The organism is Pseudoxanthomonas japonensis (assembly GCF_043632995.1).
GTDB classification, from domain to species: domain Bacteria; phylum Pseudomonadota; class Gammaproteobacteria; order Xanthomonadales; family Xanthomonadaceae; genus Pseudoxanthomonas_A; species Pseudoxanthomonas_A japonensis.
This window is the reverse complement of record NZ_CP171632.1, coordinates 2,032,650-2,044,880: the sequence shown is the minus strand read 5'-3', so window position 1 is coordinate 2,044,880 and position 12,231 is coordinate 2,032,650. Positions and strand designations below refer to the sequence as shown.

Sequence of the window (12,231 nt, the reverse complement as noted above, 5' to 3'; positions counted from 1 at the left end):
GTTAGTCGGCTCCCCCACCTTGCGTACTGCCGCGCCGGGTTTTCTTCCCCACATTTTGTGCCGGCGTCAGTTGATTCAGTAGGGGCTCTAGCGCTTCCAGACGTGCGTTGGCACGCAAGGCATCGGCTTCAGCGCTCTCGCGGCGCTCGCGCTCCCGCGTAAGCGTGTCTTGGACTTGAGCTAGCTCGCTGCGCAGGGCATCCAAGGCCTTGGCGTCAGTCTTCCAACGCTCCTGCAGTGCCAAATGATCCGTCGCGGTCTGGCGCAACGCCACGACCTCGCTGTGTTGGCCTTCGTGGGCCTGTCGCAACTGGGCAAGCTCACGCTCAATCCGCCCGTGGCGCTCCAGCCATTGACCATTGTCGCGGTTCAGCACCAACAGCTCCTGATTCTTCGCGCCTAAGGCTTCATTGGCCTGACGTAAGGCTACTTGCAGCTCTTGGACCTGATGCTCGTGGCGGCGCAGCTCTTGCTCGCGCTGCTCTTTGGTGGAAGTGCGGTAGTGCTCCAGTGCTTCCCGGGCATGAGCATGCTTGTCCTCCAGAGAACGCGCATGCGCCTCGTGATCAGCCAGCCGCACCGTCATGCCGGCGATGCGCTCGTTCAACTGGGCGATTTCCGCGACCTTCTCACCCAGATTGTGCTGAAGCAGGGCGTGAGCGGCTTGCTCTTGCTGCAAGCTGGTCTCAGTGCGCTGCAGTTGGCTGCCCAGAGCAGCGGCTTCCTGCTGGGCGGTGGAAAGCGCTTGTTGCTGACGCTGAAGGTCGGCCCCATGGCGCTCTCGCTCCCTGGTGAGGATCGCCTCCGCTTCCTCTTGAAGTCGCGTAGCCAGGCGCGCGACCAAGTCCTGCAAGGCTTCACTCACGGCCACCGCGCGTGCCGGACCGCCGCCCTCCTCTTCTTCCAGTTCACGCAAATAGCGGTGGATCGTGGTCTTGGAGCCCGTGTTGCCCAAGGCCACTCGCACCGCGTCGACTGACGGCTTCTTGCCTTGGGCCAGCAGCGCGTCGCGCGCCTTCTGGACGTCACTCTTATAGAGTCCTGCGCGCGCCATCGTGCCACCCCGCTTTATTTCGTAACGTATTACATACCATGTAATTACATACGTTTAAAGTAGGTAGATCGCCGTTCGTCGGTGCAAATAGTCATACGGGATAATGTTGAATTATCCCGCGTGATCGGCCGCCAGCCGCCTCCGGGGTGTCTCACCCGTACGAAATCCGCCCCACTGGCCCGGTTTAGTATGAACGCCATGCCGGCGTGTCCGGATGGCTCCGGGCGCCGTGCTCGCGCTGCAGTCGTACAGGGATGAACCATGCCGATCGAACGAGTCGTCATCGAGAACTTCAAGGCGTTTGGCCACCTGGATTTGCCGCTCAACCCCCACATGAACCTGATCGTGGGCAACAACGAGGTCGGCAAGTCCACGCTATTGGAAGCTATTCATGCTGTCGTGACCGGCCAATTGCACGGACGAGGCATCGCCTACGAAATCACCCCCTACCTGTTCCACCAACCGGCTGTCGACGAGTATCTGGCACGTCTGCGGGATGGACAGCCTGGTTCGCCTCCGCGGATCGTGATCGAGGCTTACCTCGGACGGGATGCCACCCTGGCTTCATTGCGGGGTACCAACAACTCCCTCGGCGCTGACATGGCCGGCATTCGGCTGCTGATCGAACTCAACGAAGACTATCGCCCCGAGTTCGATGCCTATTTGCGCGAGCACCAGGGGGGCAGCTTGCCGGTGGAGTACTACACCGTCCGCTGGTATTCCTTCGCCAACAATGGCGTCACCGCCCGCAGCATCCCATTCGACTCCACGATAATCGATACCACCAGTGCCAAGACCTTTTCAGGCACGGATCGCTACATCGGCAGCATCATCGACCAGGTGCTTTCTCCGGCTCAGCGCGTGGCCTTGTCGCTGAGTTATCGCCGCATGCGGCAGAGCTTTTCCCAGGAAACGGACGTGGCGGCCATCAACACGTTCCTGGCCGAAAATGCGGGCGATGTCAGCAATAAGACGCTGACCGTGGGTGTGGACACCTCGGCGCGGTCGACGTGGGAGGCCAGTCTGTCTCCCTACCTGGACGATCTTCCTTTCACCCACGCCGGCAAAGGCGAACAGAGTGCGGTCAAAATGAAACTGGCCATGCGCGCGGCCGGTGCTGCGCACGTGCTGCTGGTAGAAGAGCCCGAGAATCATCTGTCCTTCTCCAGTATGACCCAACTGATCGACAAGATCGCAGCTCTGTCCACCGCCCAGCAAGTCATCATTGCAACGCATAGCAGCTTCGTGTTGAACAAGCTCGGCGTGGACAACGTGATCCTCTTCAGTGCACGCGGACACATAAAACTGGACCAACTGCCGACCGATACGCACGACTACTTCATGAAGCTGCCGGGTCATGACACCCTGCGGTTGATCCTGGCCAAGCAGGCGATCCTTGTCGAGGGCCCCTCGGACGAGTTGATCGTCCAGCGAGCCTTCAAGGATCACCACGGCGTGTCGCCGTTGGCCCGTGGCGTGGACGTGATCTCGGTCAACTCCCTGGCCTTCAAGCGATTTCTGCAGATCGCCCAACGCCTGGATATCCCAACCGCTGTCGTTACCGACAACGACGGCGACGTAGCCCTGCTGCAGGAACGCTACGCTGATTTCCTGAACTACATCTACTATGACTCCGATGAGGACGCACCCTCGCTGGAGCAACAATTGATCAAGGCAAATACGCTGGCGCAATTGAATCTGGTGTTGGATAAAACGTTCGCCGATGAGGCGGCGCTGTTGAAGTTCATGAAGGGCAACAAGACCGATACAGCGTTGGCCATCTTCAATAGTCCCCACTCGATCGTGTTTCCGGACTATGTCCAGCGTGCCATCGCCTAATCAGGTACTGCTCTCGGCGGCCGGTTCGGGCAAGACGACGATGTTGGTGCGCCAGTCCCTGGCGCGCCCGCAACGCCGGATCGCCATCCTGACCTACACGCTTGAGAACCTGGAAGAGATCAGGCGCGCGTTTGAACGGCAGGCTGGCGCCGTGCCGGCGCACGTGTCGCTCTACAGTTGGTACAGCTTTCTGCTGCGCGAGTGCATTCGGCCCTATCAGGCGGCGCTGTGTGCCCAGCCCCGCGTGGAGTCCATCCTCTTCGTTGAGGGCAGGACCAACAATCGTGCTCCCCGTAGTCAGGTGGCTCGTCACTATCTGGCCGGCGATCGAATATATTCCGATCGCGCCGCTGACTTTGCCGTGCGCTGCGATGAGCTTACCCAAGGCCGTGTCATCGAGCGTTTGGCGGCCATGTACGACGAGCTCTACATCGATGAGGTCCAGGACTTGGCCGGCTACGACCTGGACCTGGTCGAGCGCCTGCTCTCCAGCGGCATCGAGATCACGCTGGTGGGTGATACCCGCCAGGCGACCTACGCCACCAACCATTCTCCGCGTCACCAGCAATACCGTGGTGTGGCCATGATGGGGCTTTTCCAAGCCTGGCAGGCGCGGAACTTGTGTCAGATCCAGCATCGGGTGATCAGCCACCGCTGTGCGCAGTCGCTGTGTGATCTGGCCGATGCGCTGTATCCGCAGATGCCGCGCACCGAGTCAGGAAATAGCGAGCTGACCGGGCATGAGGGCATTTATGTGGTGGCACCCACTCTGGTGCAAAAATATGTACTGCAGTTCGCGCCCACCGTCCTGCGTTACGACCGGCGGGAAGCCTGCGATGGCTATCCTGCGGTCAACTTTGGACAAGCCAAGGGACGGACATACTCCCGCGTGCTGATCTATCCCAATGGCCCCCTGGCCCAGTTCCTGCGCACCGCTGACGCCTCCCGTATCACCTCACCGGCGAAGTACTACGTGGCGTTCACGCGGGCCCGGCAAAGCGTGGCCTTTGTCCTGGCAGGCGCCTGCGCCTGGCCAGGGCACCAAGTCTATGAGTCCCGAGACTAGTCGGGTGCTGCTCCCACGCTGCCGGCGCGCCCGGTGGGCTGCACAAGGCGTTGGTGTTCGGCCTGGCCTTTGGCCTGCTGGCGCTCTCTGGCGCACTGCTATGGCGAGCACGCGCTCCTCCGTGCCCAGCCGACCCCAGGCTGGCCGCCACCTGCACGCGATTGCGACGGATCAGCGTTTGGGTTGTGGGGCGTAGCAGCGCTCAGCACGACCTTGGGAACGGTGTTTGCCTTCGGTTGGATTGGTTGAGGGTTCGGAGGGCGGCAATGCCGCCCTCCGCTTTACCTCTTTTCGATAGGCCCACGGGTCGGTTGCGCCGGTGCCGGCCCGGGATCGTTGAATGTCAGGTGTAGTTCTGTTACGCCGAACTGAGTGGCGAGAATCTGGCCCACGACGGCCTGCACTGTGGCCAGGTCCACCGCCGATGAGGCCACTGTCACCGTGGCCTGAATGCCCAGCCCGGATGCGGCAGGCATCCACCGCAGATCGTCGACCGCCTTCACCCCGGGATCGGCGAACATCGCCGCACGCACAATTTCCAGGTCAGGCTTGGGCATGATGCTGCCTCATGCGAGCGCCGTGGTCGGGAGAACGGGCCGGTCGCGCTCTCGGTGTAACCACCGGTACAGCACGGGCAATACAAACAGGGTCAAGGCGGTCGAGGACAAGATGCCACCGATCACCACGGTCGCCAGGGGCCGCTGGACTTCCGAACCCGCACCGACATTGAGAGCCATCGGCAAGAAGCCCAAAGAAGCCACCAGCGCGGTCATCAGCACCGGACGCAGCCTGCCGAGCGCACCATCGCGCACGGCCTCATCCAGCGGATCGCCTTGTTCGCGCAGGCGTCGGATGAAGGCAATCATGACCAAGCCGTTCAACACCGCCACGCCCGATAGGGCGATGAAGCCCACGCCGGCGGAGATGGACAACGGAATTCCGCGCAGCGCCAGCGCGATGACGCCGCCGGTCAGCGCCAGCGGTACCCCGCTGAACACGATCGCAGCGTCCTTTGCCGACCCAAAGGCCATGAACAGCAGAGCAAATATGAGAGCCAAGGTGACCGGAACGACTACGGAAAGGCGCTGGCTGGCGGAGATCAATTGCTCGAACGTGCCTCCATAGGCCACCCAGTAGCCTTCCGGCATCTTCACTTCCTCGCCGATTTTGGTGCGCAAATCTCCCACGAAACTTCCCAGATCGCGTTCGCGCACATTGGCCGTGATGACCACGCGTCGCTTGCCGTTCTCGCGGTTCACCTGGTTCGGTCCACGCTCGACTTGGATGGTAGCGACCTCACGTAACGGCACGGTCCGAGGGCTACCGCCACGCCATGTCGCCTCACGGCTGGACTCATCGGGACTATTGTCCTCGGGCAACGGAATCGGCAGGTCTGCCAGCACCGCCGGATCTGAGCGCAATGTTTCGGGTAGCCGGACCACGAGAGCGAAGCGACGATCGCCTTCAATGAACTGGCCCGCTACCTGACCACCGATAGCGGTGGCCACCGTCTCCTGCACATCTCCTGGATTCAATCCATACCGTGCCAGCGCTACCGGGTCTGGGGTTACCGTGAGCAACGGCAGTCCGCTCACTTGCTCAGACTTCACGTCCTCAGCACCAGGCACTTCACGCATTGCCCGCTCGATGCGGCCAGCAAGTCGTGCGAGCTGATCCAGATCATCGCCATAGACCTTGATCGCCACGTCCGAGCGGACGCCGGAGATCAGTTCGTTCGTGCGCATCTGGATGGGCTGGGTGAACTCATAGTTGCTACCGGGGATTTTCTTGGCGGCTTGCTCCAGTTCTTCGATCAACTCTGCCTTGGGCTTGCGGGGATCTGGCCACTGATCCCGCGGCTTGAGCATGAGGAACGTGTCGGCCATCGAGGGGGGCATCGGATCGGTGGCTACCTCGGCGGTACCGATCTTGGAGAAAATGTTGGCCACCTCGGGAAACTGCGCCAATCGCTTCTCCAATGTTTCCTGCATCGCCACCGATTGCTCCAGACTCGTGCCTGGAATCCGCATCGGCTGCAGCGTGATGTCGCCCTCATCCAGGCTGGGCACGAACTCCGATCCCAGCCGCGTGGCCAGGATGCCGCACGCGACCACCAGTACCGTGGCGCCGCCCAGTACGGCCAATCGACGGCGTAGCGCCCAATCCAGCAGCGGCGTGTAGCGAGCTCGTGACCAGCGCATCAGTCGGTTATCGTGCTCGGCCACGCGTCCACGCAGGAAGGTTGCAATGGCCGCTGGCACGAACGTCAGCGACAGCATCATCGCGCCGGTCAGCGCCAGGACGACGGTAATGGCCATGGGGTGGAACATCTTCCCCTCGACGCCGGAGAGGGCAAAGATCGGCAGATAGACGGCCGCGATAATGCCCAGGCCGAACAGGCTCGGTCGAATGACTTCCGCCGTTGCCGAAGCCGTCAGGTCATATCGCTCTTGATCGTTGAGTTGCCTGCCCAGCGCATTCTGCGCCTCGCCGAAACGACGCAGGCAGTTCTCGATGATGATGACCGCACCATCCACGATAAGCCCGAAGTCCAACGCGCCCAGGCTCATCAGATTGCCCGATACGTTGCCTCGCACCATGCCGATGATGGTGAACAGCATGGCCAGCGGGATCACAGCTGCGGTGATCAACGACGCCCGGACATTGCCCAGTAACAGGAACAACACCACCACCACCAGAAGCGCGCCTTCGATCAGGTTCTTGGCAACGGTCCCTATGGTGCGATCTACCAACGCCGTGCGGTCATACACCGCCTTGGCGTGCACACCTTCGGGCAGACTGGCGTTGGCAGCCTCCAGCTTGGCCACAGCGGCCCGAGAAACGTCGCGACTGTTGGCGCCAAACAGCATAAAGGCCGTACCGACGACCACCTCATGCCCGTTCTGCGTGGCCGCGCCGGTGCGCAGCTCCTTGCCTTCGCCAACGGTGGCGACATCGCGCACGCGGATCGGGACGCCATCACGACGATCCAGCACGATGCTGCCGACCGCGTCCACATCCCGTAGCTGGCCCGGTACGCGCACCAGGAACTGCTGCCCGTTGCGCTCGATGTAGCCGGCTCCCACGTTCTGGTTGTTGCGCATCACCGCGCCAACAACGTCTTGGAGCGTGAATCCCAGGGCTACCAGTTGCGCTGGATCGGGAGTGATGTGGATCTGCCGTTCAAAGCCACCGATGGTGTTGACCTCGGTCACCCCAGGCGTGGTGCGCAGTTGCGGGCGGATCACCCAATCCTGCAGCGTCCGCAGGTCCGTGGCCGTGTACGGGGAGCCATCGGGCTTGCGGGCATCGGGCTCGGCTTCCACCGTGTACATGAAGATCTCACCTAGACCGGTAGAGATCGGCCCCATCTCAGGATCTAGCCCCTCAGGAAGCTGAGACGTGATTTGCTGCAGGCGCTCGGCGACCTGCTGGCGCGCGAAGTACAGGTCCGTCCCATCCTTGAAGACGACCGTCACCTGCGATAACCCATAGCGAGACAACGAGCGGCTGTAGTCCAACTGGGGCAAGCCGGCCATCGCCGTTTCAATGGGGAATGTCACCCGTTGCTCGGCTTCCAGCGGCGAGTAACCTGGCGCCTGGGTGTTGATCTGGACCTGGACGTTGGTGATGTCGGGCGTGGCGTCAATGGACAGCTGACGATAGCTCCACACGCCGAGCGCAATAAGCGCTGCGGTCAGTACCAGCATCAGCCAGCGATGGCGAATGGAAAAATGGATGAGGCGTTCGAGCATGGCGGGCCTCACTCTTCTTCTTCGACGGTGGACTTCTCGATGTCGGCCTTGACCAGGAAGCTCTGGGCCACCACCACCTGCTCACCGGCCTTCAGGCCTTCTAAGACTTCCACCCGTTCGGCGTCGCGTCGGCCTAGCTTCACCGGGCGCGTGTGATAGACCTCGCCCTGTTGCACGTACACCACGTCCCGATCTTCGGCGGTCTGCAGCGCGGTCACGGGGACTACCAGATCCGCTTCTGCGCGATCAACGGTAATGCGTGCTTTAACGGCGGAACCTGGCCGCCAGCGTCCATCGGCATTGCGCAAGCTCGCGCGTGCGATCGTGCTTTGGCTGGCCGTGGCGGTGCCGGGCAGCACGCGTTCCAAGGTCGTCTGCTCGGAAACGCTATCACTCAATCGGCTCACGGTCACCGGCACACCAGCTTCGATGTGCCCGGCGTCCCGTCCGAAGATATGCAGATCTACCCACAAGGTGGACAGATCTGCGATCTCGAACAAGGGCGCGCCTTCGGCGGCAGACGTGCCGACCGAGGCGGTCCGCGCCATCACCACGCCGCTTATGGGGGCGGTAACGGAATAGGTCGTCAGGCTCAAGTTGCTCTCCACCGTCGCGAGCACCTGTCCTGCCTTGACCTGGTCGCCCACGCCTACGCGAACGGCACGCACAGGACCGGGGAAACGTGCAGTCACCAGGGCGATGCGACCTTCGACCGGCGTAAGCAGCCCTTGGACTTCCTGCTCATCGGCGATCTGGCCAGGACCCACGCGGGCGGCGCGGATGCCGGCGGACTGTGCCGTTTGGGCCTCGATCGTGGTCTGTTGGGGCAGTTCTTCGTGCTCGCCTTGTTCTTCGGCCTCATGGCCTTCTTCGGCCTCGCCACGGGCATTGGGTGCCGGGCCACTACAAGCCGTCAGGGCCAATGTCAGGGCCAGCGCGATCCAGGGGAAACGGCTCATGGGGTCAACTCTCCGGAGGTGGCGGCAGCGGCAGAGGCAACCATGGCCTGGCCGGTGAGCCGTTGGATTTCGATGAGGGCACGTTGCGCATCGAGCGCGACGTCCAGTTGTTGCTGCAGAGCTGCGGTCCTTTCGGACTGCAGCTGCGCCCATTCCAGATAGCTGATGGCCCCAGCGCGATATGCACGCTCGGCCGCTTGCTCAGCCTTGGTCAGCTTGGGCAGCACATCGTCTTGAAGACGGGCCACTTCGTCACGGGCGACGGTGTAACGGCCGTGGGCTTCGACCAGGGTGGAATACAACGCCATTCCCTGCGCCTCACGTTCGATCGAAAGCACTTCCAACTCCGCCTCAGCGGCACGAATCTCTGGTTGCGCCCGGCTTCGAGCACCCAAAGGCAGCGAGATGCCCCCCACGAGCGCGGTGTCGCTTGTGTCCTGCATCCGACGCACGCCGACTTGCCAAGCCAGATCCGACGTGCCTGCTGTGCGAGCCAGATTCAAACGTGCTTCGGCAATGCGCCGCTCGTCGACAAACTGGGCCAGCTCGGGAGAACGCTGCAGTTCTGAGGAAAGGGTTTCCAGAGAACCGATCGCCGGTAGTGCGAGCGGGTTGCCAGCGACCGGCGCCGACACGGGTTCACGCTCCCCCCAGAGGGCGGCCAGATGCTGGCGTGCAGCGCTGGCTTGCTGGGAGGCCCTTGCTTGGGCCAGCTCGGCTCTTGCCAAGGCAGCCTGTGCAGTCAACAGCACCGACTCGGGTGAGGCGCCGGCCTGCACACGTTGACGAGCAGCGGCCACGGTACGCTGGCGCTGTTGGATATCGACTTGGGCAATCTTGGCGGCCTTGTCCGCTGCAACCAATGCCAGATAGCGCCGCGCCGTTTCAGCCAACAGATCCAGCCGACGAGCTTCCCGCTGAACAGCCAGCGCATCGATGCGGCTCTGCGCCAGGGCCCTGCGCGCATCCAGTTTCCCGCCTCGCTCCAGCACCGAGCTCAGACTCACGGTGAACTCGGCGCTGTCCAAGCCTCTCGCATCTCCGGTACCCAGGGCATTCTCCACCTCGGCACCCAATGTCCAAGGCGGGCGCTGATTGGCGCCCTCGTGCTCGGCCGCCAGTACCGCGGTACGTGCCTGCACCAGGCGCAGGTCTGGATGGGCTTGGGCAACGCGGTCGAATGCGTCGTCCAATGTCATGGGGTCGACCGCCCAGGCAGGTATCCCTGCACCCAGCAGCAACCAAGCGGCCAGCGCCGCACGTCGCACTTGCATAGCAACACTCCAGAAGTTCAGACCAAGGGTTAAGGACTGGCCTACGCCAGCGCTTGGCCCGCAATAGGCGGTCGGAACGGATCGACCAATGGCCCTGTGGGCACCGTCTCCACCGCGTGTGGCTCTACGGCCTGCTGCTGCGGAGCAGGAGGTGGCGCCCAAGTCATCGCCGGAGCGGCGACTGCGTGCGCGCAGCAATGCGCGAGTTGATGCAACTGATGGAGCGATTTGCCCAAGGCGCTCTCATCAGCGGCCGCGTGGGACGTCATCAGCACTGCGTGAGCGCCGGACCACGTATGGGCTGCCTCGTGCATTTCGCCCACCGCCGTAAGCACCGGGTGCCATATGGCACCCAGTGCCAGGCTCAGCGCCAGCAGCCAGCGGAACGCGGGCAGAGCTCGCACACGCATCTTCACGCGGTCGGCTTGCCCACTTGCGTGCTGGCCCGACGTGCGTCACGCAGGATCTCGATGGCTTCCTTGATCACGTACAAACCGATAAGGGTGCCAATCACATAGTCGGGATAGGGATTGGCCAGCCACCACACCAGTACGCCCGCAAGAATGACGCCGATGTTGGCCACCACGTCGGCTCGGGTAAACAGCCACGTTGCTCGCAGATGGACCTCCCCGGACTTCAGCGGCGAGAGCATGCGCAACACGATGACGTTGACTACAAGCGATAGCAGCGCGGTGCCGATCATCCATCCGCTGAGTGGTTCGGCGCCCTGTAGTACCCGTCGTCCGACCTCCACCAGCACGCCAATACCCAGCACCAGCAGAATGCTGCCACTGAGCCAAGCGGCATTGGCCTTGAAGCGGGCCGTGCGTCCGATGGCCACCAATCCAATGGCGTACGCGGTGGCATCAGACAGCATATCCAGCGCGTCAGCCAGCAGACCTGTGGAATGGGCAATCCAGCCGGCGATGCCACCAATGACGGCCATGGCCGCGTTGAGGACCAAGGCAATCCACAGTACACGTCGCTCCTGGGCGTTCTTGGCCTCGTGATGGCAGCCACAGTCACTCATCGGGTGTTCTCCATGTAATTACGCAGTTCTGAAGGAATCGGCATCGTGCGCAAGGCGTTTACCCGAGCGCCACCGGTATTGCCTTTAGGCATCCACACCCATGTCAGGGTCGCAGCGGCCATCAGGCGCAGCAGTTGTCCAGCCATTTCGCGCATGTCGTGGGCTTGCCACGCCCATCTTGCGAACGCCCAATGACTACGCACGTGCAAGCGCGTGCGGTGCTGCGAGAGCACGTGGGCCAATTCGTACCGTTTGTAGGCCGTCGTGAGATCGCCTTGTTGTAGCGCTTGATCGCCTTGCCAAAGATATTGCGCAAAGGCCGTATCCCGTTGATCTGGAGCCTCGTTAAACGGCCAGCACATCTGCGCCCAATAGCTGGCAGGCATCGTTTCCTCGCGCAACCCGACCTCGCCGGCGCGCAGCGTTTCAGGGCGATCAAGGAAGGTGCCGCACAGACGATCCCAGATCATGAAGAACTCGCCGAAGTTGACCTGGGCATCTTCATAGTCACGCTTGTGATGCCACCGATGTACTTCGGCCACGCCTAGCCAGCGACGTAGCGGGCCAACGCGGTAGTCCAAGTTGGCGTGTTGGAAAGCCAGTTGAACACTCATCAGTGTCAGCCACGCACTGATCACCAGCGGCGGCGCACCCAAGGCGACAGTCAACCCCAAGCCCGGGCCGGCCATCAGCAGTGCACTCAACGGGTGACGACGTTCTCCATTGAGCCAATACAAGCGCTCAGCGCTGTGGTGGATAGCGTGCAGTTTCCATGCCCATCGCACCCGATGACTGAAGCGGTGCATGGCATACAGGCCCAAGTCGATCACCAGCCCCGCCAGCAGCATCTGCCCGATCAGGGGCCACTGGGTCGGCCATAGGCTGCCGGCGGGCAGCAGGCCGCGAAAGGCATGCAATCCATAGGCGGTGCCGGCCAGCAGGCCAAAGTTGACGGCGCCATGCATCAAGTCGGCTTTGAGGTCGCCTTGGCTATGGCGCCAAGACGGCTCGTAGGGCTGCAGCCACTCCAGCAGCGCCACCATGGCAATGCCCGCGGTCGCCAGGATCGCCAAGGTTGGCCAAGCCGGCAGGCCATCGGCCAATACTGCGGCCGTGCCGGCCAGAACCGCGCCCATCAGGGCGGGATACGCGGCATACCGGATCAGGCGTGAGCGCAACATGGAGAGCTCCGGACACGGGTAGAGGCGCGCGGGCGGGAGGCTGGCGGCTGGACAGGGGGCAAGGTAAAGTCCG

The 12,231-nt window shown here is 62.6% G+C and carries 9 protein-coding genes; 2 read left to right on the top strand and 7 right to left on the bottom strand.

The window, feature by feature from the left end; translation table 11 throughout:
* Position 1: 1 nt before the first annotated feature.
* A complete protein-coding gene (locus ACGHX3_RS09295; RefSeq protein WP_394697194.1) occupies positions 2–1,054 on the bottom strand; it encodes a DNA-binding protein in 1,053 nt (350 codons plus the stop codon).
* A gap of 261 nt (positions 1,055–1,315) precedes the next feature.
* Between ACGHX3_RS09295 and ACGHX3_RS09290 the strand changes: the two genes are divergently transcribed.
* Complete coding sequence (locus ACGHX3_RS09290) at positions 1,316–2,893, top strand: ATP-dependent endonuclease (protein ID WP_046932181.1); 1,578 nt, start codon at positions 1,316–1,318, stop codon at positions 2,891–2,893.
* Entirely contained in the window at positions 2,871–3,959 is a 1,089-nt protein-coding gene (locus ACGHX3_RS09285) for a UvrD-helicase domain-containing protein (RefSeq protein ID WP_046933399.1), read from the top strand. The genes ACGHX3_RS09290 and ACGHX3_RS09285 overlap by 23 nt, the downstream gene beginning before the upstream one ends.
* A 281-nt stretch (positions 3,960–4,240) precedes the next feature.
* Here the strand turns inward: ACGHX3_RS09285 and ACGHX3_RS09280 are convergent, their stop codons facing one another.
* From ACGHX3_RS09280 to ACGHX3_RS09255, 6 genes are all read right to left on the bottom strand, one after another.
* A complete protein-coding gene (locus ACGHX3_RS09280; protein ID WP_046935218.1) occupies positions 4,241–4,516 on the bottom strand; it encodes a hypothetical protein in 276 nt (91 codons plus the stop codon).
* A 9-nt stretch (positions 4,517–4,525) separates the two neighbouring features.
* Entirely contained in the window at positions 4,526–7,714 is a 3,189-nt protein-coding gene (locus ACGHX3_RS09275; protein WP_046935219.1) for an efflux RND transporter permease subunit, read from the bottom strand.
* Between the two features lie 8 nt (positions 7,715–7,722).
* Complete coding sequence (locus tag ACGHX3_RS09270; RefSeq protein ID WP_080948168.1) at positions 7,723–8,673, bottom strand: efflux RND transporter periplasmic adaptor subunit; 951 nt, start codon at positions 8,671–8,673, stop codon at positions 7,723–7,725.
* Entirely contained in the window at positions 8,670–9,947 is a 1,278-nt protein-coding gene (locus ACGHX3_RS09265; RefSeq protein WP_056878741.1) for a TolC family protein, read from the bottom strand. Before ACGHX3_RS09265 ends, ACGHX3_RS09270 begins: the two co-directional genes overlap by 4 nt.
* 412 nt (positions 9,948–10,359) lie before the next feature.
* Positions 10,360–10,977, bottom strand: a complete 618-nt coding sequence (locus tag ACGHX3_RS09260) for a cation diffusion facilitator family transporter (RefSeq protein WP_046932167.1) — start codon at positions 10,975–10,977, stop codon at positions 10,360–10,362.
* Positions 10,974–12,158 carry a DUF3703 domain-containing protein gene (locus ACGHX3_RS09255; protein WP_127170488.1) on the bottom strand — a complete coding sequence of 395 codons (1,185 nt, stop codon included), beginning with the start codon at positions 12,156–12,158 and terminating at the stop codon, positions 10,974–10,976. The genes ACGHX3_RS09260 and ACGHX3_RS09255 overlap by 4 nt, the downstream gene beginning before the upstream one ends.
* Between the last annotated feature and the right edge of the window lie 73 nt (positions 12,159–12,231).

Bases quoted from the DNA above. Each gene is read 5' to 3' on its own strand.
- ACGHX3_RS09295 (WP_394697194.1), bottom strand. From the start codon at position 1,054: ATGGCGCGCGCAGGACTCTATAAGAGTGACGTCCAGAAGGCGCGCGAC.
- ACGHX3_RS09290 (WP_046932181.1), top strand. From the start codon at position 1,316: ATGCCGATCGAACGAGTCGTCATCGAGAACTTCAAGGCGTTTGGCCAC.
- ACGHX3_RS09285 (WP_046933399.1), top strand. From the start codon at position 2,871: ATGTCCAGCGTGCCATCGCCTAATCAGGTACTGCTCTCGGCGGCCGGT.
- ACGHX3_RS09280 (WP_046935218.1), bottom strand. From the start codon at position 4,516: ATGCCCAAGCCTGACCTGGAAATTGTGCGTGCGGCGATGTTCGCCGAT.
- ACGHX3_RS09275 (WP_046935219.1), bottom strand. From the start codon at position 7,714: ATGCTCGAACGCCTCATCCATTTTTCCATTCGCCATCGCTGGCTGATG.
- ACGHX3_RS09270 (WP_080948168.1), bottom strand. From the start codon at position 8,673: ATGAGCCGTTTCCCCTGGATCGCGCTGGCCCTGACATTGGCCCTGACG.
- ACGHX3_RS09265 (WP_056878741.1), bottom strand. From the start codon at position 9,947: ATGCAAGTGCGACGTGCGGCGCTGGCCGCTTGGTTGCTGCTGGGTGCA.
- ACGHX3_RS09260 (WP_046932167.1), bottom strand. From the start codon at position 10,977: ATGAGTGACTGTGGCTGCCATCACGAGGCCAAGAACGCCCAGGAGCGA.
- ACGHX3_RS09255 (WP_127170488.1), bottom strand. From the start codon at position 12,158: ATGTTGCGCTCACGCCTGATCCGGTATGCCGCGTATCCCGCCCTGATG.